The 22,973-nt window shown below is 53.7% G+C and carries 20 protein-coding genes; 7 read left to right on the top strand and 13 right to left on the bottom strand.

What is annotated here, in order from left to right:
• Position 1: 1 nt before the first annotated feature.
• From MXMO3_RS05515 to MXMO3_RS05485, 7 genes are all read right to left on the bottom strand, one after another.
• Positions 2 to 1,618: an ABC transporter substrate-binding protein gene (locus tag MXMO3_RS05515; RefSeq protein ID WP_117395216.1), complete on the bottom strand. Its 1,617-nt coding sequence runs from the start codon at positions 1,616 to 1,618 to the stop codon at positions 2 to 4.
• A 39-nt stretch (positions 1,619 to 1,657) separates the two neighbouring features.
• Complete coding sequence (locus MXMO3_RS05510) at positions 1,658 to 2,578, bottom strand: ABC transporter permease (RefSeq protein ID WP_027834705.1); 921 nt, start codon at positions 2,576 to 2,578, stop codon at positions 1,658 to 1,660.
• A gap of 1 nt (position 2,579) precedes the next feature.
• Positions 2,580 to 3,428, bottom strand: a complete 849-nt coding sequence (locus MXMO3_RS05505; protein WP_117395215.1) for an ABC transporter permease — start codon at positions 3,426 to 3,428, stop codon at positions 2,580 to 2,582.
• A gap of 3 nt (positions 3,429 to 3,431) precedes the next feature.
• Positions 3,432 to 4,052, bottom strand: coding sequence for an ANTAR domain-containing response regulator (locus MXMO3_RS05500; protein WP_117395214.1), 621 nt, complete (start codon positions 4,050 to 4,052; stop codon positions 3,432 to 3,434).
• Complete coding sequence (locus tag MXMO3_RS05495; RefSeq protein WP_027834707.1) at positions 4,049 to 5,224, bottom strand: transporter substrate-binding domain-containing protein; 1,176 nt, start codon at positions 5,222 to 5,224, stop codon at positions 4,049 to 4,051. The genes MXMO3_RS05500 and MXMO3_RS05495 overlap by 4 nt, the downstream gene beginning before the upstream one ends.
• A gap of 192 nt (positions 5,225 to 5,416) precedes the next feature.
• Positions 5,417 to 6,919 (bottom strand): sensor histidine kinase, encoded by a 1,503-nt coding sequence (locus tag MXMO3_RS05490; RefSeq protein ID WP_117395213.1) that lies wholly within the window; start codon positions 6,917 to 6,919, stop codon positions 5,417 to 5,419.
• Positions 6,912 to 7,649 carry a response regulator transcription factor gene (locus MXMO3_RS05485; protein ID WP_027834709.1) on the bottom strand — a complete coding sequence of 246 codons (738 nt, stop codon included), beginning with the start codon at positions 7,647 to 7,649 and terminating at the stop codon, positions 6,912 to 6,914. The genes MXMO3_RS05490 and MXMO3_RS05485 overlap by 8 nt, the downstream gene beginning before the upstream one ends.
• Positions 7,650 to 7,898: 249 nt before the next feature.
• On the opposite strand from MXMO3_RS05485, the gene MXMO3_RS05480 reads away from it, so the two are divergent.
• The 4 genes from MXMO3_RS05480 to MXMO3_RS05465 are packed head-to-tail and all read left to right on the top strand — an operon-like array spanning position 7,899 to position 12,136.
• Positions 7,899 to 9,143, top strand: a complete 1,245-nt coding sequence (locus MXMO3_RS05480; RefSeq protein WP_027834710.1) for an ABC transporter substrate-binding protein — start codon at positions 7,899 to 7,901, stop codon at positions 9,141 to 9,143.
• Between the two features lie 60 nt (positions 9,144 to 9,203).
• A complete protein-coding gene (locus tag MXMO3_RS05475; RefSeq protein ID WP_027834711.1) occupies positions 9,204 to 10,076 on the top strand; it encodes a carbohydrate ABC transporter permease in 873 nt (290 codons plus the stop codon).
• A gap of 52 nt (positions 10,077 to 10,128) precedes the next feature.
• Positions 10,129 to 10,980 carry a carbohydrate ABC transporter permease gene (locus MXMO3_RS05470; protein ID WP_205468121.1) on the top strand — a complete coding sequence of 284 codons (852 nt, stop codon included), beginning with the start codon at positions 10,129 to 10,131 and terminating at the stop codon, positions 10,978 to 10,980.
• Between the two features lie 4 nt (positions 10,981 to 10,984).
• Positions 10,985 to 12,136, top strand: a complete 1,152-nt coding sequence (locus tag MXMO3_RS05465; RefSeq protein ID WP_425462132.1) for an ABC transporter ATP-binding protein — start codon at positions 10,985 to 10,987, stop codon at positions 12,134 to 12,136.
• 43 nt (positions 12,137 to 12,179) lie between these two features.
• Here MXMO3_RS05465 and MXMO3_RS05460 read toward each other — a convergent pair whose 3' ends face one another.
• Complete coding sequence (locus MXMO3_RS05460) at positions 12,180 to 13,319, bottom strand: AbrB family transcriptional regulator (protein WP_162889140.1); 1,140 nt, start codon at positions 13,317 to 13,319, stop codon at positions 12,180 to 12,182.
• 58 nt (positions 13,320 to 13,377) lie between these two features.
• On the opposite strand from MXMO3_RS05460, the gene MXMO3_RS05455 reads away from it, so the two are divergent.
• Together MXMO3_RS05455 and MXMO3_RS05450 are read left to right on the top strand one after the other, a co-directional pair.
• Positions 13,378 to 14,049: a response regulator transcription factor gene (locus MXMO3_RS05455; RefSeq protein WP_027834714.1), complete on the top strand. Its 672-nt coding sequence runs from the start codon at positions 13,378 to 13,380 to the stop codon at positions 14,047 to 14,049.
• A complete protein-coding gene (locus MXMO3_RS05450; RefSeq protein ID WP_117395211.1) occupies positions 14,039 to 16,477 on the top strand; it encodes a sensor histidine kinase in 2,439 nt (812 codons plus the stop codon). The genes MXMO3_RS05455 and MXMO3_RS05450 overlap by 11 nt, the downstream gene beginning before the upstream one ends.
• Here MXMO3_RS05450 and MXMO3_RS05445 read toward each other — a convergent pair.
• Positions 16,474 to 17,157 (bottom strand): gamma-glutamyl-gamma-aminobutyrate hydrolase family protein, encoded by a 684-nt coding sequence (locus MXMO3_RS05445; protein ID WP_117395210.1) that lies wholly within the window; start codon positions 17,155 to 17,157, stop codon positions 16,474 to 16,476. The two genes, MXMO3_RS05450 and MXMO3_RS05445, sit on opposite strands and share 4 nt — an antisense overlap.
• Before the next feature lie 75 nt (positions 17,158 to 17,232).
• On the opposite strand from MXMO3_RS05445, the gene MXMO3_RS05440 reads away from it, so the two are divergent.
• Positions 17,233 to 18,444, top strand: coding sequence for a TIGR03862 family flavoprotein (locus tag MXMO3_RS05440; RefSeq protein WP_117395209.1), 1,212 nt, complete (start codon positions 17,233 to 17,235; stop codon positions 18,442 to 18,444).
• Here the strand turns inward: MXMO3_RS05440 and MXMO3_RS05435 are convergent.
• From MXMO3_RS05435 to MXMO3_RS05420, 4 genes are read right to left on the bottom strand one after another with little or no spacing between them, the layout of a single operon-like run.
• On the bottom strand, positions 18,431 to 19,195 hold the full coding sequence (locus MXMO3_RS05435) for a FadR/GntR family transcriptional regulator (RefSeq protein WP_051213573.1): 765 nt from the start codon (positions 19,193 to 19,195) through the stop codon (positions 18,431 to 18,433). The two genes, MXMO3_RS05440 and MXMO3_RS05435, sit on opposite strands and share 14 nt — an antisense overlap.
• Entirely contained in the window at positions 19,164 to 20,117 is a 954-nt protein-coding gene (locus MXMO3_RS05430) for an ABC transporter ATP-binding protein (RefSeq protein ID WP_205468084.1), read from the bottom strand. The genes MXMO3_RS05435 and MXMO3_RS05430 overlap by 32 nt, the downstream gene beginning before the upstream one ends.
• The gene (locus tag MXMO3_RS05425) at positions 20,114 to 21,997 is read right to left on the bottom strand and encodes a dipeptide/oligopeptide/nickel ABC transporter permease/ATP-binding protein (protein ID WP_205468083.1); all 1,884 of its coding nucleotides are present in this window, start codon (positions 21,995 to 21,997) and stop codon (positions 20,114 to 20,116) included. The genes MXMO3_RS05430 and MXMO3_RS05425 overlap by 4 nt, the downstream gene beginning before the upstream one ends.
• Positions 21,994 to 22,941 carry an ABC transporter permease gene (locus MXMO3_RS05420; RefSeq protein ID WP_117395207.1) on the bottom strand — a complete coding sequence of 316 codons (948 nt, stop codon included), beginning with the start codon at positions 22,939 to 22,941 and terminating at the stop codon, positions 21,994 to 21,996. The genes MXMO3_RS05425 and MXMO3_RS05420 overlap by 4 nt, the downstream gene beginning before the upstream one ends.
• Positions 22,942 to 22,973 lie beyond the last annotated feature (32 nt).

The raw sequence follows: 22,973 nt of genomic DNA, 5'->3' as shown, positions 1-22,973 counted from the left end.
CTTAGTTTCCTTCAGAAATATAGACATGGTCATAATGGACCGGAATGTGCACTGGATCGACGAAGATACCTTCAGGCCCGGCCAAACGCTTGGAGCGAATGGTGAAACGCTGTTCGTTGAACACAGGCACCCACGGCGCTTCATCTTGAATTTCAGTGAAGATTTTCTTCCACTCTTCAATCCGCGCTTCCGCTTGTGATGGGTCGGCCATTGCATCGGCTGCAATCGCACGTTCATCGATCTCTGGATTGCAATACCAAGACCAGTTCCAACCGCCCGGCACGGCACCGCCACAGCCCAAAATTGGACCATAGAAGTTAGAGGGATCTGGGAAGTCAGCAATCCATGCCATTCCGCCAGACCAGATCATCGGCGCTTGATCCTTCTCGCCACCCGCGGCAATCACGTTGGCTTGGGCAAGCGACTTGATCTCAGCTTTGATGCCAATGTTGGACAAATCCTGTTGAATGGCTTGGGCAATCCGCGGCTGCGGATCGGTGTTGGCCACATAAAGCTCCGTGGTGAACCCGTCAGCAAAGCCAGCTTCGGCCAACAAGGCCTTGGCCGCATCAGGATCAAACTTAAAGCCTTCATAGCTTTCGTCATAGCCAGGCATCAAAGGCGGCAAGGGCTGATTTGCAGGCACCGCGCGGCCATTAATGATCCGCACAATGCGGTCCTTATTGACAGCCATGTTCACCGCTTGACGCACCTTGAGATTGTCGAATGGCGCCATTTGCGTGTTGAGGGTGATATAGCCCGTATGCAGCTGCGAACCTTCAACAATAGACCCGTCAAATTCAGGATTGCTTGTTACTTCCAGGAACTTTGCGGGCGGAATGCCATCACCAGCGATGTCGATTTCGCCACGCTCCAAGCGCAACAAAGCCACGATAGGCTCTTGGCCAACCTCAAAGGTAATCTGGTCGAGCTTTGGCAATCCTTCATGGTGATAATCATCAAAGCGTGAGAAGATTACGTGCTGACCCAAGGTCCAGTCTGTCATCTCATAGGCACCTGTGCCCACGGGATGCTTGCCGAAATCCTGACCATGTTCATCTACCGCCTCTTTTGGCACCACATGGGCAAAATTCAATGCCATCACGTGCAAGAACGTCGCGTCTGGACGAGACAAGGTAATTTCAACGGTTTGGTCATCCAGCACTTTCACACCGGAGAGGCCATCAGCGTCACCAGATGATGCGGCGTCAAAGCCATCAATCGCCCCAAAGAAACCAGCGCCCGGACTTTGTGTGGTTGGGTTGACCACCCGATCCAATGTATATTTCACATCAGAGGCCACAAACTCACGGCCATTATGGAACTTCACGCCTGGCTTCAAGTTGAAGGTATAAACCAAGCCATCATCCGAAATGGTGTAGCTTTCAGCCAAGTCCGGCACCAACTCAGTTGTGCCCGGCTTATAATCCATCAAGCCATCAAACAGGCTTTTGATCATCGACCAGTTCTGCCAGTCATAGCCAATGGCTGGATCAAGCGTCGACACATCATCTTTATAGGTGACAATGATATTGCCACCCATGCTGTCGGCAAGGGCACCACCTGCCCCCATGGTCATGGCCACAGCTGCAACGCCTGCCAATAGTTTATTTCTCATTTTCATTTTAGATCCTCCCTCCTCTTGGAAGTTTTTTGGTTATTTCAGTTTAATTCTTGGATCGACAAAGGGCGCGACCAGGTCGGCGACCAAGTTGCCCAAAACAATGGCGCAGGCTGAAACCAGCGTGACGCCCATGATGATTGGAATGTCGACCCGTTGAATGGCTTGCCACGCGAGTTGACCAATGCCCGGCCAGCCAAAGACAGATTCCACCACCACAATGCCGCTCATGAAAAAGCCGATATCGATGCCGATCATGGCAATGATCGGCAAAAATGCGTTGGGCAAAGCGTGGCGGAAAATCACGCGCATACGCGGCATGCCTTTGGCACGCGCCGTGCGAATATAATCTTGCGTCATCACATCAATCAGCGACGAGCGCATCATCCGCGAATACCAGCCGGTGCCCAGCACACCCAATGTCAGCGCGGGCAACACAATGTGCGCAAAAGTGCCGTAGCCCCCGATCGGGAACCATTGCAACTGCACGGCAAACACATAGAGCAGCAAAATACCCACGACGAATTGCGGCGCAGACACGCCAACAAAGGAAAAGACCATCAGGCCCTTATCGAGCGGCGTATCGCGTTTGATGGCGGCGATGACGCCGATCATCACGCCCATCACCAATTCGGTGCAGATGGCGGCCACCATCAGCAACAAGCTGGCCGGCAACCGCGCGGCGATCAGCTCGCCCACTTCCGATTTTTGCAAGTAGGAGCGGCCAAAATCGCCTTGCAGCAAGTTGACCAGATAGCGCCAATATTGCTCGTAAAACGGCAGATTAAGGCCCAATTGTTCGCGGATATTTTCAACGGTTTGTGCAGTCGCACTCCGGCCCGCAATTTGCCGCGCCGGATCGGCAGGCACCAGATAAAGCAGAATGAAGGTGATAAAGCTAACGCCCAAAAGGATCAGCGCGGCTTCAACCAGACGACGAATGACATAAGCGTACATCTTAGTTCTTCCCCTTCAATGTGGGGTCGAGAATGTCGCGCAAGGCGTCACCGACCAGATTAAATCCAAGAGCCAACATCACGATCGCCGCACCGGGCACGAACACCAACCAAGGCGCCGAGGTGAAATAGGTTTGATTTTCGAAAATAATATTGCCCCAGCTCGGGATTGGCGGCTGCACGCCAACGCCGAGATAGCTGAGCGTCGCCTCCAGCAGCACCGTTGTGGCAATGCCCAAAGTGGACCAGACCAGCAAGGTGGGCACCATATGCGGCAGGATGTGATGATAAAGAATACGCCACGACCCAGCCCCCAGGCTGCGCTCGGCGGTGATGAAATCACGCTCCGATAGGGAAACCGCTTGCGAATAGATCACCCGCGCCACCTGCACCCAGTTCACCATGGCAATCACCAGCGCCACAATCCAAAGGCTCGGCTTGAAGATCGCGGCCAGCACAATCGCCAGCAGCAAAGCTGGAAACGCCATCATCAAATCGGTGAAACGCATCAAAACTGCGCCGATCCACCCGCGGAAAAATCCGGCGGTGATGCCAACAAATGCGCCGATGGTCACCGCCGCGCCATTTGCGACAATGCCGATGATCAGTGAGGTTTGCGCCCCATAGACCAGACGCGAAAACAGATCGCGCCCCAGCAGGTCTGTCCCCAGCCAAAACTTGGCACTTGGAGGCAAAGGCGCCCCCTCAATAGTGAGCCCATCAAACATTTGTGCGTCTGGCTCATAAGGGGTGAGCCAAGGCGCAAACAGTGCAAAAATCACTGTTAAGAGCACAATGAGGAGGCCAAAGACCGCTAAAGGTCTGGCTAAAATCTGGCGCAGGACCGACATAAATTACCTTGAACCCGTATTTCTTTTATTTGGTTTTGGGGGCGAATGGTGCCCATTGCCTGGATCGAAAAATCCAGATTCACACAATGCCTCAACGCTTTGCCGCCGTTTCATCGCTTCATCGCGGATCAGCTTGTAGGCCGCGTCTTCATCCAGCCCGTGTTGCTGCATCACTGAAATCACCGTGCGCACCACTTTCGGGCGCAACCGCGCTTTTGATTTCATCTCGGTGATTTCAGCCGCCAGCTCACGCTGCTGGTTAAAGTTGGCCACAGCAAAGACAAGGGTGGAGAACACACCACCGGAACCGATCGGTTTCAGCAGATGGGCGGAAACACCTTGGCGCAGAGCCCACTCCAACCGCCCCGGCGCCTCCGACCCCATCAAAGCAATCATCGGCACCGGCGCATGCCCCTCCGGCCAAGGAAAAACACCGTCATAAGCGTTGTCCCCATCGAAGAACACAATGTCAGCGCTTTCGACACCTTCGAGTGAGGGCCAGACCAATTCGGCCTCAATGCCCAACCGCGCCAACTGCCGTACCAACCGCTCCATATTTTCGCTGTGGCGGTGGACAATAACCGCGCGCCAGCCTCTAAAATTTGGGGTGTTGAAATTGGTCATTTCACCACCCTCAAATGCGGCGCAACTTTTTGCTGCTCCGCAATCTTGCGCGCGAACTCTTTCGCATCGAAATGCACGAAATAAGGATCAGCCTCAACCAGCTCATCGGCGGCGGAAACAATTTCAAAACCCAAACCGTCAAACCGACCAACCCCTGGCCGCAGGGCCGCATGGTTGGTCCATTGATCAATTTTCAAGGGCCCCAATGCTGTATCAAATCTCCGGGCATGCAAATTGGTGCGCACGGGATCAACTTCGTCGCTTCCCGTATCTCTGATCGCGGCAGCCAGCATTTTGATCGCCGTATAGTTCGAGACCATATAGGTCGACCCGCGGCGTTCGCCGCCATAGCGGTGGTGCACCGCATCCAGCATGGATTGGTTTTCGGCATTGGGCTGAGTTTCGAAATAAACCGCTGTGGTTAAATGCCCCAGCAATTGTTCTTGCCCGATGCTATCAATTTCTGCTTCCGTAATATTGCAGCTGACGATGGGGCAATTTTCCGGCAGAAAATGCGGGTCGCGTTCACCCAATGCCTTATAAGCCTCAAAGAAGGCGTAGCTTGAATGGCCGATTAAATTGTTGAGGACAAAATCGGGACGCTTTTGCTCAATCTCATCGATCAGGCGGCCAATATCTTCCGAACCGATGGGAACATAGCGTTCGCCATGCACCTGCCCATGGCACGCGGTGAGCAGCTCGCGGGCCACCCGCCCCGTTTCCCAACCCCAAATATAGTTGGAACCGACAATATAGGCATTCGCCCCAAAGCGCGGCACCACATATTCGAATAAGGGCACCATGTGAAGGCTTGGCGTGGAGCCGATATAGATGACATTCTCGCAGCTTTCAAAGCCCTCATAAGGGCAGCAATACCACAGCAACGCATCGTGCTTTTCCACCACCGGGATCACTTCCTTGCGCGACGACGAGGTCACCGTGCCGATGATGTTGCGGCAATTATGTTCGGTGAGCAGTTCCTCAGCATAGCGACGGAACAGCGACAGACTGTCGCCCGGATCGCGTACATGAGGCACAAATTCAAAGTCAAAACTGGGATCGGCATTCACCTCTTCAAGCGCCATCATCGCGCCGTCCAAAGCGTCGATACCGATATATTTGTCGGTACCCGTCACCGAGAATAAAAGCCCAATCGGAATTTGCGTTGACATCATTCCTCCCCAAAACAAAAAAGCCCCGCCACTGAACGCAGATCGACTACGGTCAGTGGAGGGGCTTCATTGCCAAACTATGTTCTTAAAAACGGTAGAGCCAGTTCAAAAATTAGTCAATAAGAAATACAAAAAATTTGTCCAACCAATTTTACTATTTTATTTCAGCCAGTTAACAAGAAATCTGTAAAATCAGATCCACCTTGGCAGGGTCATGGTCACGCACAATCCATCTGCCAATGGCTCAAATTCCAACTCGCCCCCATGGCCGCGCACAACCGAATTGGTGATGGTCAAACCAAGGCCAGTTCCCTTGGTCAGTTTCGCATTTTCACCCCGCACAAATGGCTCGACCAAACGTTCAGGCATGTCGAAACTGACGTGTGAGCCATGGTCGATGACCTTAATCGTGACCTGATCGGACGTGGCCAACAAATGAACTTCAGCTTTTTCACCATATTTGATCGCATTATCGATCAAATTGGTCAGCGCCCGCCGCAAGGCATTTGGCTTGCAACGACAAAGAACGCGTTGATGATCTTGCAACAAGAGCTTTGTGGTTTCGCTGGTTTGTGAAAATACGCTGCCCGGTCGATCTAAATTCACCAATTCTGGCGCCACAAACTGCACAGGCTCACCCACATCCTGATAGTCATCGACAAGTGCTTCCACCAGTGAGCGCAGCGAGATTTTCTTTGGCCGTTCCTGGTCCATTTCGTGCCGGGTATAGCTCAATACCCCGTCGATCATATCGGTCATCTGATCAATGTCGCGGTCCAGCTTTTCGCGCAATCCATCATCTTCGATCAAGGCCGTGCGCAGCTTCAAGCGTGTTGCAGGCGTGCCCAAGTCATGGGAGATGCCCGACATCAAAAGCGCGCGCTGTTCCAAGCGCTCATGCTCATTTTTGAAAAACTCATTCACCGCAGCGGTCAATCGGCGCACTTCGGCCACACCGCGCTCTGGGATTTCTTCAATCAAACCACTGCGTGCGGCTTTTGAGATTTGTCGTGCCAGCCGATCCAGCATCAATGAAAAGCCGTTCGCCACACTGAACAAAATACCAATCACCAGCGTGCCGAGCAAAAGAGCAAGCAAGCGATAATCCGCAGGCCGCGCGGTGCAGGCCCAAACCCCCGGCGCCTGCGCTTTGAGCCAACGTGTCTCATCCAATTCAATAAACATGGTCGCATCAGAACAGATTTGGGCAATCCCGCGCGATATTTCGCCAAACTGATAGGCCAACCCCTTGCTTTGCGGGTTCTGCACTTCGGCAATCGCATATCGCACATCGGACGAAAAAATGCGAATGCCCATGCGCCCGCTGCCCACAGGCAGGCCCTGTCCACTCTGGCGCAGCGAGAAGCTGGTTTCATAAATCAAGCGATTGGAGACATTGAAAAGCGTTTGCTCCACCCCGTTGCGCATTTCCTGCATGGGCCGCACCACACTGACTTGAAAGTCTGTTTCAGGTAGCACCCCATCTGGGTTGGCGCGCAATTCAGAGACCAAACCATAAAGAGCCACGCCCGCATTAAAGCCCCGGTCCAAATGTGCGCGCCATGCGCTGTTCGAGCTTTCCCACAAGATGGCTGCTGCCAACCCCGCGACAAAAGCAAAAACCATCATTACAAAAGAAATGGAGGTCGCCGACAAAGTCTTGGACGTGCCGCTTTGCGGCGTGGGCTCATTCATGACGTTGCACCGCGCAACACAATTGATAGCCTGTCCCACGCATGGTCTTGATCAGTTTGGGCGCCTTGGCATTTTGCTCAATTTTCTGGCGTAATCGACCAACCAACACATCGATCGCGCGGCCTTGCTGCGCATCCAGCTTATCCTGTGGCGCGTCCTCTCCCGTCAACACACTGGAGATTTCCTCGCGCGTCAAAGCAATTTGTGGATTGGCCAAAAACGCCTTGAGCAAAGCAGTTTCCCGCTTAGACAAAATGGTCTCCACACCGTCCTGATCGACCAACTCTTCCCGGTCGCCGTGAAAGGTCCATTTGCCAAATGTATAGGTTGCAATATCGCGGCGATAGCTCAAGGAACTGGCGCGTTGCGTGCGCCGAAACACCGCTTTTACCCGCGCCAGCAACAACCCCGGATTGAAAGGCTTTGCGATATAGTCGTCACCCCCAACCTGATAGCCGGTCAATCGGTGATGATCAGCAGAAAGGGCGGACAAAAATATGATGGGTACCGCATTTTCAGCGCGCAATTTTTGACAGACATCGAAACCAGATTCCTCACCCAGCATCACATCCAAAAAGATCAAATCCACCCGTTGCTGTCCCACCTTAATCAAAGCGGTTGCAGTGTCATGCGCGATTTCCACCGCATAGCCTTCTCGGGTCAAATATTGCTTGAGCATGATGCCCACATCAGGATCATCATCTACAACCAATATACGCCGAATTGTCATAAATCCCCCCAACTGGCAAAATGCATTTATCCACATTGCACGTGTGTGTCGCATATTGTGGGTAACAAATTGTAACAAGCAAAGCCGCCATGTAACAACATGTAACAATCGAGGCCAAAAACTTCGGCCCAAACCGAGTAGAGCGCATGTTCCCTCTTGTGAATCGTGCCGCCGCACTCGCAACTGTTCAAACCCGATCCGCAAAGGGGCGGTCTCGGGTTCAGCAAATTTTTTGCGGGAGGAAAAACAATGAAAAATATGCTTTTGGTCTCAAGCGCGTTTGCGCTCGGCATGGCAGCAACTACAGCACAAGCCGAACCACAAGCTGAAGTGTTGCACTGGTGGACATCTGGCGGCGAAGCTGCTGCGGTAAAAGTGCTCATGGAAGAGTTTGAAGCAAATGGCGGCACATGGACAGACATGCCTGTTGCTGGCGGCGGCGGCGATGCCGCAATGACCGCATTGCGGGCACGCGTTTTGTCAGGCAACGCACCAACAGCTGTGCAGCTTAAAGGCCCATCTATCCAGGAATGGTATGAAGAAGGCGCCTTGGGCAGCATTCAAGATGTTGCAGAAGCCGAAAATTGGGACGAATTGTTGCCAGAAGCCATTCAATATCACCTCAAATGTGATGGTGAATATTGTGCAGCGCCTGTAAACATTCACCGGATCGATTGGATTTGGTCGAACGCCAGCATCCTGGAAGATGCAGGCATTGAGCCACCAAAAACATGGGACGAGTTCAACGCCGCAGCCGAAAAACTGCAAGGCATGGGCATTTTGCCATTGGCACATGGTGGTCAGGCTTGGCAGGACGCGACTTTGTTTGAAGCCGTTGTTGTTGGCCTGGGTGGCCCAGAATTCTACCGCGATGCATTGGTCGATCTTGATCAAGACGCGCTGACATCAGAAACAATGGTGCAAGTGTTCGATCAAATGCGCACATTGCGCGGTTATGTTGATGACAACTTCTCCGGTCGTGACTGGAACTTGGCAACTGCCATGGTCATCAATGGCGAAGCCGCCTTCCAAATCATGGGCGACTGGGCCAAGGGCGAATTTATCGCTGCTGGGAAAGAGCCAGGCGAAGACTTTTACTGTTCTTCACCTTCAAGAGGCGCGTACCTATACAACGTCGATAGCTTTGCGTTCTTCAACGTAGATGGCGATGACCGTCAGGCTGGTCAGCAACTCTTGGCCAAGCTCACAATGGGCAAAAACTTCCAAAAAGTGTTCAACTTGAACAAAGGCTCAATTCCAGCCCGTTTGGATGTGTCTATGGACGAGTTTGAATTCTGTGGTCGTCAATCGAATGCAGAATTGGGCGATGCGATTGAAAATGGCTCACTTCTGCCAAGCTATGCCCACGGCATGGCGCTGCGCGGGGCACAAGCGGGTGCAGTGACCGATGTGGTTACAGCACACTTCAACTCAGATATGAGCTCTGAAGATGCCGTTGCGCAACTGTCACAAGCCGTTGCTGCGTCACAATAATCTCCCCCTAATCAGCCCCCACGCAACATCCATGTTGCGTGGGGGCCTTGGAGTTCACCAATGACCGATTGGCTCGAAAAACACGTTCCCAAGCTGGTGCTCGCGCCCAGTTTGATCGCCATCTTCGTCTTTGTGTACGGCTTCATCGGCTGGACAGCCTATGTCTCCTTCACAAAGTCACGGCTTCTTCCCAAATATGATTTGGTTGGCCCCATTCAATATGAAAAGCTCGCCGCCAGCCCACGCTGGGAAGTGGCGCTGACCAACCTTGCAATATTTGGCATTCTTTTCATCCTTTTTGCCACTGTAATTGGCCTGATCCTCGCCATTATGCTGGATCAAAAAATCCGCACTGAGGGCCCATTGCGCACGATTTACCTCTATCCCATGGCCCTCAGCTTTATTGTGACGGGTACCGCATGGAAATGGATATTGAACCCCGGGTTGGGCATTGAATCCGTATTCCGCGACATGGGCTTCGAAAACTTCACCTTTGATTGGCTCGTCAATCCCGATTTAGCGATCTACACGGTCGTGATTGCGGGGGTATGGCAGTCATCAGGCTTTGTGATGGCGCTGTTCCTGGCCGGACTAAGATCGGTTGACGGCGAGATCATTCGCGCCGCCATGGTCGATGGCATTTCCACGCCGCGCATCTATATGAGCATCATCATCCCTTCAATGGCCCCCATCTTCTTGTCCTCCTTTATCGTCCTGTCTCACTTGGCGATTAAAAGCTTTGACTTGGTTATCGCACTTACAGGTGGCGGCCCCGGCTATGCCACTGATCTGCCAGCCACCTATATGTATGCCATGGCCTTCTCGCGGGGCGATATCGGCCAAGCCGCATCCAGCGCGACGGTGATGATGATGATCGTGACCGCCATTATTGTGCCCTACCTTTATTCAGAACTGAGGCCTCGCCATGACTGATCTTTCAATGAACGATCACCAGCTTGACGAACGGGCCAACCGCAATCGGTTGATGAAACGCATCGCCCTTCGCCTCGGGCTCTACACGCTGCTGATCTTGTTCGCGCTTTACTATTTGATGCCGCTTTTTGTGATGGTTGTGACCTCGCTCAAAAGCCTTGACGAAATCCGCACAGGCTCTTTGCTGTCCTTGCCACGAGAGATTGATTTTTCATCCTGGGGAAAGGCGTGGTCAGGCGCGTGTACCGGCATCCAATGTAATGGCCTTCAGCCTTACTTCTGGAATTCGGTACTGTTGTCCATCCCAGCAGTTGCCATCTCAACCCTTTTGGGGGCGATCAATGGCTATGTGTTGGCGCAATGGCGCTTTAAAGGCTCAAACATCTTGTTTGCCTTGATGCTGTTCGGCTGTTTCATTCCGTTCCAAGTCGTGCTGTTGCCCATGGCGATCACACTTGGCGCCTTGAAAATTGCAGGCACCATTCCAGGCTTGATGTTGGTCCATATTGTTTATGGCATTGGCTTCACCACCCTGTTTTTCCGCAATTTCTACGTCACCATCCCTCAGGAACTGGTGAAAGCGGCCAAGGTGGATGGCGCCGGGTTCTTCCGGATCTTTTTTTCGATCTTCTTGCCGGTTTCGCCGCCCATCATTGTGGTCACGGTCATTTGGCAGTTCACCCAAATCTGGAATGATTTCCTGTTTGGTGTGTCCTTCAGCCAAGCAGGCACACAACCCATCACCGTTGCATTGAACAACATCGTCAACGCCACCACCGGCGTGAAGGAATACAATGTGGATATGGCCGCGGCCATCATCGCCGCATTGCCCACCCTTCTCGTTTATGTGGTTGCAGGTAAATACTTTATTCGCGGCCTCACCGCGGGCTCTGTGAAGGGATAATCCCATGTCAAACGCTATGAAAAAAGAAATGGCAACGCCGCAAACCGCAAAAAACATTTTGGCCATTGAAAATCTGGACAAGAGTTTTGGTTCGGTCAAAATCCTCAAAGACATCAATGTGGCCATTGAGCCGGGTGACTTTCTGGTGTTGGTCGGTCCATCGGGTTGCGGCAAATCCACCCTACTCAACTGCATCGCAGGGTTGGAATCGTCCACAAATGGTGACATCCGCATTGGCGGACGCTCCATGACGGGCGTATCGCCCAAAGATCGGGACATCGCCATGGTGTTCCAGTCCTACGCGCTTTACCCCACAATGACCGTAGGCAAAAACATCACCTTCGGCATGAAGGTGCGCGGCGTCGCGGAGCAGGAACAACAGCGCAAACTCGACGAAGTGGCAAAATTGCTGCAAATCGATCACTTGCTCAACCGCAAACCCTCGCAGCTTTCTGGTGGCCAGCGTCAACGTGTGGCCATGGGCCGAGCCCTTGTGCGCGACCCACAGCTCTTCCTGTTCGATGAGCCCTTGTCCAACTTGGACGCGAAACTGCGGGTGGAAATGCGCACAGAGATCAAACGGCTTCACCAGACCTTGGGTGCTTCCATCGTTTATGTGACCCACGACCAGATTGAGGCAATGACCTTGGCCACGAAAATTGTGGTGATGAAGGATGGCGTCATCCAGCAAGCTGGAACGCCGAACGAGATCTACAACCAGCCCGCCAACATGTTTGTGGCTGACTTTATGGGTTCGCCGTCAATGAACCTCATTCCCGCCAGCGCGGAAAAACAAGGCGACGCCACAAAGATTTCAATTACACGCCCGGATATGGAGGACATCGTCCTCGATTTTGACCGTGAGATTGAAGGGCTGAAGAGCGGTAAAAAGTCGGTCATTCTCGGGCTGCGCCCCGAAAACATCACCGATTCCACCAACCAACACATCACCAAGGGGCAAATTGCCGACTGTCGTGTTGATGTGGTGGAACCCGCAGGGTCCGACACATTTGTGGTCACCAATCTCGCAGGCAAACAGGTCACAGCGCGTTTGAACGCAGACGCCACGATTATTGCAGGTGAAACAGCAAGTTTTGCTTTCGACCTGTCAAAGGCATCCGTCTTTGAACCCGAAACCGGTGCGCGCATCGCTTAGGTGCGCACACCCACTCTTCCTTCCTCGCCGGGTGCTTATTCAATTAGGGCCCGGCATTTTTTTGTCCGGCATTTGTGGCGATCTTTACAAAAAGCGGCAGGATGGCGATCAACAAACTAATGCGGAACAAATGGTGCAACGCCACAAAGGCAGGATCGAACCCCAGCGCCAACCCGATCGCCGCCATCGCTTCCACGCCCCCAGGCGCATAGGCCACCCAAATTTGCGCCAAGGGCAAGCCTGAAGCAGCGCTCGCCGCAAAGGCAAACAGCGCTGACACGGCAGCAGCCACAGCAACGCTTGCAAATGCGGCCCCCAGATTTTTGACCAAATCATGCAGCGCAATATTGGAAAACCGGGCACCGCTGGCCGCGCCGACCAAGGCAAAGCCCAAAAAGATCACCATTGCCGGCGGCAATCCATGCGCCCATTCCGCCATATGCGCAATAGCACTCACCACCATCCCGCCCAGCAAAAACGGCGCTGGAAAATGCAGGCGGCCAAACACAAGCCCGAGCAGAATGCCCAAAAGGGTCAGTAACCCCAGCATGGTCCAACTCAACACTTGATCGGCATTTGCGCCACCAGAGCCATCAGCCCCCATAAAACTCACCAGCAATGGCAAAAATGCCGCCAACATCAGCAACCGCATTGATTGCAAGCAAATAACGGTGGTGCTGTCGCCTTTACCTTCAGCCGCCATGGCCAAAGCCAGCGAAAGCGTGCCGGGCGCACTCGCCAACAACGCTGTCGTTGCCGACTGCCGCCAATAACGGGTCAGCAGCCATGAACTGGCCAACATCGACACCACGATTGAAATTGAGAGCAAGCCCAAGCTAAATGCATATTCCCCCGCATCGCCAAGCATATCGCGGGTAAAGCCTGACCCAAGCGACAAACCAATCACCAGCAAACCGGCGTCACGAAAGCGATCTGGCAATGATAGCCGCACCCCGCCCCAGCCAAGCGCTGCGGTGGCCAACATCGCCCCCAACAGAGGCGCGGCGGGCAAATTCAGCGCAACTGCCAACCCCGCCCCCAACGCGCCAACGGCCAATGTTTTGATGGGCAAAATAAACGGCTTGAATGAGGTGTAGGTGATCAAATCAGTCCCCTGCTCGAGCGAGAAGTCCTTGGGTACATAGCAGATATTGATGTCCTTAAGCTGACTTGTAGCTGACATCAAGCTGACTTTCAGCAAAAGGACTTGGCCAAACCCCATTCAAGCGTATGATAAGCCCATGCGCATATTGGTGGTGGAAGACAATCAAGATCTAGCTGAAACAATTGTTGAGCGACTGCAGGATGAAGGTCATGTCGTCGACCTTGAAACTAATGGTGAAACCGCCGACCTGTTGCTCAAACATGCACAATTCGATCTGGTTATTCTCGATGTAAACCTACCCGACAAATCCGGGTTTGAGATTTTAAAATCCATGCGCGCCGGGCAAGTGGATATTCCCGTTTTGGTGCTCACTGCACGATCACAAATCGAAGACCGCGTCTTGGGCCTTGATGCCGGGGCAGATGATTTCATGGTCAAACCCTTCGATTTCCGCGAATTGGGCGCGCGCGTCCGCGTGCTCGGTCGCCGCAGCGCGGGCACCGCCATCAATGAGTTCGTAGCGGACAATTTCACCTATGACCGCCTCGCCCGCCGCGCCTATGTGAACGGCAAAGACATGGACCTCAAAAACAAAGAGGTGCAATTGATGGAAATCTTTCTCAGCCATTTGGGCAGCGTGCTGAGCAAAGAAGATGTGGCTGACAAACTTTATACCTATGAGGAAGCCCCAAGCCTCAATGCCGTGGAACAACATGTAACGCGTTTGCGCAAAAAGCTTGAAGATACCCCGCTGATCATCAAAACTGTCCGCGGACTTGGCTATATGGTGTATGTGAATGAGCATTAGAGCAGGCGCACATTATTCCCTGCGCCGCCGGTTGATGACGGCGATGGGTGTCGGTTTTGCCCTCCTTTTGGTGATTATCTCCATTTTCCTGATCGGCTTTACCCGCAATGCGGCCAACAAAAGCTACGACTTGCTGTTAGCCGGGGCGGCCTTATCAATTTTGGAAAAAGTGTCTTACGCCGACGAGGAAATCGCCATCGACCTGCCGCACTCGGCCCTCGATATTTTAAGCCTCGCGCCGCAAGACCGGGTATTTTATAGCCTCACAACTGAAGATGGTACCTTGTTGACCGGCAACCCCAAACTGGCCGAAATCGCCGAAAACGAGAAAAATGCCGCTCCAGCCTTCAGCGATCAGGAATTTTTGGACACCCGTGTCCGCGTCGTGCAGCAAAGCCGAAGCATCATCACGCCCAATGCACGCAAATGGGTCACGATCACCATCGCCCAAACCACGATTGCCCGCGACAATCATGCCTTCTCCCTGTTTCTGGCGGGCCTGACAGGTGTCGCGATGATCTCGCTCATCGGGCTGGCCTTTGTTTGGTTTGCCATCCGCAAAGCCCTGCAGCCTCTGGCAAAGATTGAGCAGAACCTATCAAAGCGCGAACCCACGGATTTAACTGAACTCAGCTTGCAACCGCCGCGCGAGGTAGTGGGGCTGATCAACGCCATCAATGGCTTTATGGCCCGCCTCGAGCAAGCAAGGCAGCAAAGTGAAGCGTTCATGGCCGATGTGGCACACCAAACCCGCACCTCCCTGTCCGCGCTGCAAGGGCATTTGTCACTTGCCGCCGACGCCAAAGACCAAACCCAAATGCGCCGTCGCCTGAAGCGAGCGGAAAACCAGGCCGCCCGCGCCACGCGCTTAACCAATCAATTGCTCTCCCACGCCATGGTCATTCACAGGGCTGAAAACCAGGCCATGAGCGAATTTGACCTCAAAAAACTGGTCCGCGATTTGATCACCGATATGTTGCGCGACACCAGCTTGCGCGAGGTCAATTTGACCCTTGATGACGCCAGCGTGGACAATGACGAAGCGATGATTTATGGCGACCAAATTTCCATCAATGAAGCCCTCAAAAATCTCATTGAAAATGCCATTCGACATGGGCCGGAAAAAAACGAAATCACGTTGCGCTTAACACCACAAGGTGAGGATCACATCGCCATTGAAGTAGAAGATGAAGGACCCGGCATTCCCATTCACCAAAGGGAGACAGTTTTGCAACGCTTCAAATCCCTCGATATCAACGCAAAAGGCTCAGGCTTGGGACTCGCCATCGTCAAGGAGGTGGTCGATGCTCACAGCGGCGAGTTGCAATTGCGGGAGAGCCCAAATGGCGGTCTTCTCGCGCGTATGATCTTTCAAGCGCAACGCCTTGCTGCCATCCTGTTGCTGGCGATTGTCGGTCTCGGTTCCTTTGCGCACATACAGCCAGCCCGTGCCGACGCCACAGTGCTTGAAATATGGGGAGCAACTGATAAGTCCGCCTTCCAACCCGTTGTTGATGCCTTTATGGCCGCCAATCCCGGCGTCAGCGTCAAATACACAGAAATCCTAACCGCAGACCTTTATCGCCGCATACTCAACAATGATCCGGACACGCCGGATATCGTGATGAGTTCGGCGATGGACCTGCAAATTGATTTGGTCAACAAAGGCTTCGCGCAAGCAATTCCAGCGCAGGCGTTACCCAACCTTAAATCATGGGCATCCTGGCGATCAGAATTGTTCGGCTACACTTTTGAACCAGCCGCCGTGATTTATCACAAGCCCACATTTGAAGGGCAGAGCCTGCCTGAAACCCATGCGGAAATGGCCAATTTCATTCGCGACAACGAAGATTTGCTGCGGGCACAAATCGGGTATTACGATATCCGAAAATCTGGCGCGGGCTATCTGCTCGCCACGCAAGAAGCACGGCTGTCACAACAGTTTTTCCGCATCGCGGAAAGCTTGGGACGGGCTGGCGTGCGCGTTTTTTGCTGCACCGGCAGCATGATAGAAGCCACGACCCGGGGCGAACTGAAAATGAGCCTCAACGTGATCGGCTCATATGCACTGAATGCCCTGGAAGATAATCCAGATTTGGGCGTGCATTTCTTTGACGATTTTAACCCGGTTATGTCGCGAACGGTGTTTGTTGCCAAGGCAGCAGACAATCGCGAATGGGCGCGGAATTTTGTGCAATTCCTGCTCTCCGACGCCGGGCAATCTGTGATTTCCGAACGGTCCGGCCTCCTGCCCATTTCAGAGAAATATTTGAGCATCAATCAAGCCAATAGGGACAATCTGCTCTCAATCGATTCTGGCCGCTTTGTGCCCATCCGGCTGTCGATCGGCCTGTTGACCTATCTCGACCAGATGAAACGCGAAAAGTTTTTGGAAAGCTGGCAACAAGCCGTGCAAAATATCGACTAGGACGCGGCCGCGATGATCGCATCAAATAAAGCGTTGCCGGGATGGTCTTCGCGACAAAACTTCTCCTGATGCCATTGCACCCCGATGGCGAATTTTTGGTCCGGCAATTCAATAGCCTCGATTATTCCATCATCAGAATAAGCGCCAACCACCACAGTATCGGGCACAGCAACCAATGCTTCGCGATGCAAACTGTTCACTTCAAATGAGCGCACTTTAGTGATCGTGGCCAATCTTGTATCCGGCACAATATCCACTTCATGCCGCAAATCGGTCCCATCATGTCTGCTAACATGCTCGGTCGTCACCAGATCAGGTGTCATCTTGGCGCCGCGAACACAGGCCAAAAGCTGCATACCGGCGCAGATACCCAAAACTGGCTTATTGCGCGCGAGAAATGCCTCCACCAACTGTAACTCCGTTTGAAAACGGTCGCTTGCTGGCGACTTTGATGTCCAATCCTGTGCGTAGAAATGATCGGGATAAGCAAACCGCCCGCCTGGGCACAAAAGGCCATCATAAATATCAGCCGCATCAATCAATTGGTCCGGCGTAAAGAATAGTCCAACAGGCTGACCGCCTGCCCGCACAATCGCCTCGACATAGTTTTTGCCCAACTCATAGCGCGTGCCGCCTTCACTCGTATTCTCATCCAACAAAATCGCAATTTTCGGCAGCATTCTCACTCCTCGCACACGGTCGACACAACGCAATTGTCTTGCAACCTAACGCACCCTATGGCACCAGTTGCCGCTATGACAAATTCAAATTTTGCGATCATCGGCGGTGGGCCAGCGGGTTTAGCAGCGGCAGAACTTTTGGCCCAACATGGCCACGATGTCACCATCTATGAAGCCATGCCCACCCCGGCCCGCAAATTTTTGATGGCAGGCAAATCTGGCCTGAACATCACCCACAATGAAGAATTTGACCAGTTCAAATCTCGCTATGGTCGCGCCAGTGCCGCTCTCGCGCCAGCACTTGACGATTTGATGCCCATGGATATTCGCCGCTGGGCCAATGAAATGGGGGCAGAAACATTTGTCGGCTCCTCTGGCCGCGTGTTCCCGAGGGCCATGAAAGCGTCACCATTGCTGCGCAATTGGCTGGGACGGCTGAACGATTTAAACGTTACCCTCAAAACCCGACACCGCTGGGCCGGATTTGATGGCGACAAATTGGTGTTCGACACCCCCGAAGGTATGGTGAAAGCCCAGCACGACGGCACCATTCTTGCCCTCGGCGGCACCTCATGGCCCCGCTTGGGTGGCAATGGTGACTGGATTGAATATCTAAATCAGCTTGATATCGATATTGCGCCCTTCCAACCCGCCAATTGTGGATTTGTGGTGGAATGGAGTGACCATTTTAAAGAAAAGTTTGCGGGTGCCCCCATCAAATCCGTTGGGGCCACAAGCGATTTTGGCACCCAATTGGGCGAGTTTGTCATTACAAAGAATGGTGTTGAAGGCAGCCTGATCTACCACCACAGCGCCGCTTTACGCGACGCAATCGCGGAAAAAGGTAGGGCCGAATTGGTCCTCGATCTGGTGCCCGGCCAAACGGTGGAAAAGCTCATAACCAGACTGGAAAAACAAAAGCCCAAGCAAAGCCTGTCTAACCTGTTGCGCAAAGGCGCCAAACTCACCGGGGCAAAAGCCGCGCTTGTGCGCGAGGTGCAACCTGACGCCGGCAAACGCACGCCGGCAGAACTGGCGCAATTGATCAAGGCACTGCCCTTACCAATCATCGCGCCCCAACCGATCACCCACGCCATTTCCAGCGCAGGCGGCGTGAAATGGGATGAAATGGATTCCAATTATATGCTCAAAAAGCGCCCCGGCCTTTTTGTGGCGGGTGAAATGATTGATTGGGAAGCGCCAACTGGTGGCTATCTGATCACCGCCTGCTTGGCCACGGGCCGCGCCGCAGCATCGGGGTTGATGCAATGGGCTATTCGGAAATAAACCGCTTTTGCATCTCCGCTTCTTGCAGCGACATCAGGGTTTGCGCGGTCGCCATATGGTCACCCATAATTTGATGTGCCGCTGCCGCATCACCATCGCGCAGTGCCTGCACCAGATGCTCCTGATAGTCCCGGCCTCGCTGCCAAAGCTCGACATTCGGTGGATTATATAATTTGCGATAAACCGTAAGATCCGCCAGCATGTTGGTCATAAAGTCGATCAAAAAACCCAGCAGCTTGTTCTTGGACTGCGTGGCCAGCAAAGCGTGAAACCGCAGCGAGGCGATATGTTGCTCGCGCTCTTCATCCGCCGACTGGGCCGGTTCCGGATAGCTGGCAATATTGGCCTCAAGCTGATCCAAAAACTCATCCGACAATTTGCCCGCGAGCGATGCGGCCAATTGTGGCTCCAGCGTACAGCGCAGCTCATAAATGTCAGCAATGGTCAAATCTTGGAAATAGAAGTAATTCCCCAGCAAGGCCCGCGCCCGTTGCTTGGACACTTCGTGCACAAAGCTGCCACCACCGGGTCCGGTGCGGGTGCGCACCAAGCCCTGCGCCTCCAATATCCGCATCGCCTCACGAATGGTGCCTTTGGCCATGCCAAACTGCTCGATCATCTCCGGTTCGCTTGGCAGGCGATCACCCTTTTTAAGCCCTTTTTCCACCACCCAGTCTTTAATGGCTTCGGCTACGCGGACAGGCCGGCTTAGCCGCGGCTCATCCTTTGATTGGGTTGTGACAAGCGGCAAAGTGATCTTCTCCCATTTCGATTAGCGCCGGATCAGTAGTTTCGCAAATGTCAGTAGCATATATACAGCGCTTGGCAAACGGGCAGCCCTTTGGCGGGTTGAGCGGATCAGGCAATTCATCGGCCTTTTGCTTTGGCGCTTCCAGCGCCCGCCCCACCACTGGCGCACTATCCGCCAGCAATTTGGTGTAGGGGTGTTTGGCATGTTTGAAGATGGCATCGGCTGGCCCAACTTCCACAATCGCCCCAAAATACAAAACCATCACCCGATCACTCACCGCTTCCACAACTGCCAAATCGTGGCTGATGAACAAGTAAGTGAGGCCAAACTCTTTCTTCAAATCTGCCAGCAGGTTCAAGACTTGCGCCTGCACCGATACATCCAACGCAGACACGGGTTCATCTAAAATCAGGATACGGGCCGCCGCGGCCAAAGCCCGCGCAATGCCGATCCGCTGCGCCTGCCCGCCGGAAAATTCGTGCGGATAACGATCCAAAAACTCTTCCCGCAGATTGACCGAAGCAAAAATCTCGCTGATCCGCTTGCTTCGCTCGGCTTTGCCCATGCCATGCAACCGCTTTAACGGCGTTTCAATAATCTGACGGATGGTTTTACGCGGGTTCAGGCTAGAAATCGGGTCTTGAAACACATATTGGATCATCTGGCCAAACTCACGGGGGTTGGCCTTGTCCTGCACTTTGCCCTCAATCTGAATGTCGCCTTCGCTGGGCGGCAACAGCCCCACCAGCATCCGCGCCAAAGTGGACTTACCACAGCCGCTTTCCCCCACAATGCCCAGCGTTTCACCATCACGCACATCAAAGCTCATGCCGCGCACGGCCTTCACGCCCTGCCCTTTCGTGAACAGGGTTTTGCCCACCTCAAACGTCTTGGTGAGGTCTTTCACTTCAAGTGCATTCATGATGTCACCTCGGTTTGGCTAACCTTATCGGGAAATAGGCACCGCACGGCGCGGTCGCCATTTGGCTCCAGCTTGATCTCACCTTGCCTGCACACATCTTGCGCAAACTCGCACCGCGGCGCGAACGCACACCCTTGCGGCAATCGATCCACCGCAGGGGGCAACCCGGCAATGGCATGCAACTCGCGCTTGCCGCCGCCCAGTTCCGGCACACAAGCCATCAATCGTTTGGTATAAGGATGTTGCGGATCATCAAGAATGGCAGCTGTTGGCCCCTCTTCCACGATACGCCCCGCATACATCACCGCGACGCGATCACACAATTGCGCCACCACGCCAAAATCGTGGGTGATAAAGACAATCGCCAAATCACGTTCACGCCGCAAATCATCAAGCAACGACAAGATTTGTGCTTGCACCGTCACATCCAGCGCCGTCGTCGGTTCATCCGCGATGATCACATCCGGCTCGTTGGCCAAAGCCATGGCGATGGACACACGCTGGCGCATACCGCCAGACATTTCGTGCGGATAATTATCCACCCGCCGCGCCGCATTCGGAATGCGGACGGAATCGAGCAACTCAATTGCCCGCGCCCGCGCTTCTTTTTGCGGCATGCGTCGGTGCGCCTGCATCGCCTCGATCAGTTGATCACCAACCTTATAAAGCGGGTGCAGCGTGGAAAGCGGGTCCTGGAAAATATAGGCCACACGGTCGCCGCGCAGTTCGCGCAATTCGTCGTAAGATGCGCCCACAAGATCATTGCCCTGAAAGCTAACCGCGCCACCCACAATTTTGCCCGGCGGTGAGGCCACGAGCCCCATCACCGACAAGGCGGTGACCGATTTGCCAGAACCAGATTCGCCGATAATGCCAAGGCACTCGCCCTTATTCACTTTAAGCGAAACGCCGCCCACCGCTTTATAAGTCCGGTCACCAACATGAAATTCGGTGCGCAGATCCTGCAGCGCCAACAAATCATCGCTCGCAACTGGCGGCGTCTCTTTGCGTTCCACAATTGTGGCTGGCAAAGGCCGCGACAGGGCGCCCGATTTCAAGCGCGGATCAATCGCATCCCGCACGCCATCGCCCAGTAGATTGATCGACATGACGATCAAAAAGATCATGATGCCCGGCACAATCGAGGTGTGCGGCGAGGTGATCAGTGCGGCGCGCGCCTCCCCAAGCATAGAGCCCAAATCCGCCTGCGGCGGTTGTGACCCAAGGCCGAGGAAGGACAGGCCCGCCGTTTCCAAAATCATCCACCCAACGGTGGTCGACATGGCAATCACAATCACCGGCAACACATTGGGCAAAATTTCAGACAAAATGATCTGGATATTGCTCATGCCGCTCAGCCGGGCCGCATCGACAAACTCTTTGTTGGCCAACCCAACCGTGACGCCACGTATATTCCGCGCGAAAAACGGTATATTGACCGCAGCCACAGCGATCAAAGCGTTGATCAGCCCGGGCCCAAGCGCCGCCACAATCGCCAGCGCCAGCAGGATATAGGGAAAGGCCATCAGCATATCGACAAGCCGCATAATCACATTGTCCGTGCGACCACTCAGAAAGCCAGCGACAATCCCGATGGTCGAACCGATAAAGGCCGCGATTAGAGCTGCCGCTGCACCCACAGCCAGCGACAAGCGCGTGCCCCACATCAAGCGGGAAAGCAGGTCGCGGCCCAAATGATCGGTGCCCAATAAATGCCCGTCCGAGAAGGGCGGCATAAAGCGGTCCCCGGTCGCGGTGATGTCAGGGTCGGGCAGCGGCAAAATCGGCGTCAACAGCGCCAACAGCAAAATGAAGGTCAGCACCACAGCGCCAAGGCCAGCCAAACGGTTGCGGAATAATAGTTTGAGAAACTGGATCATGATTTGATCCTCGGATCGAGAAGAGATTGCGCCACATCGACAATAATATTAAACAGCACGTAACAGGCCGCGACGAACACCACACCGCCTTGCACCAGCAAAATGTCGCGTTTCAAAATCGCATCCACCAACATGCGGCCAATGCCCGGCCATTGGAAAACCATTTCAATATATACCGCGCCCGACAGCACAAACCCGGCTTGAATGCCGAGCACAGGAATGATGGTCACCATCGCTGATTTCAGCGCGTGCCCCAAGATCACTTTGCGCTCGTGCACGCCCTTGGCGCGTGCAGTACGGATATAATCTTGCCGCAACACCTCAAGCATCGCCGAGCGCGACATCCGCGCCACAACACCTGTGGCCACCGCAGCTAAGGCCAATGCTGGCATCACCAAATGATTGAGCAGATCAGGCAAATCGCCGCCGCCATAAATGGCGTACATGCCCGAAACCGGAAACCAACGCAGCCGCACCGCAAAAACCAAAATCATCACCATGCCCAAAAAGAAGGACGGAATTGAAATGCCGATCAGCACGGTGAAGGTGATGGCTTTGTCGGCCCAGCTATATTGGCGGGCAGCGGAAATCACCCCGGCCAAAATGCCAAAGATGGCGCAAAGCACAAAGCTGGTGCCCGCCAAAATAAGCGTCGCACTGAACCGATCGAGAATTTCATCCAGAACCGGCCGGTTCAATGAAAAGGAGCGCCCGAAATCACCAGTGAGCATATTGCCCAACCAAATGAAATAGCGCTGAAAGAGGGGAGCGTCCAGGCCAAGGTCTTTATTGATTTTCGCCACATTTTCCGGTGTCGCATAGGCGCCCAAAATTGCGGTCGCCGGATCACCGGGGATCATCGCCATGATCAAAAACACAATGAGCGTAATGCCGAATAAAACCGGAATGGCCGATATCAGCCTTTTGAGAATATAGGCAGCCATTATTCCCCCCTATCAAAGAAATTGGCGGACGT

It is taken from the genome of Maritalea myrionectae, assembly GCF_003433515.1.
GTDB lineage: Bacteria > Pseudomonadota > Alphaproteobacteria > Rhizobiales > Devosiaceae > Maritalea > Maritalea myrionectae.
Note: the sequence above shows the minus strand (reverse complement) of the source record. Positions and strands in the feature narration are given on the sequence as shown.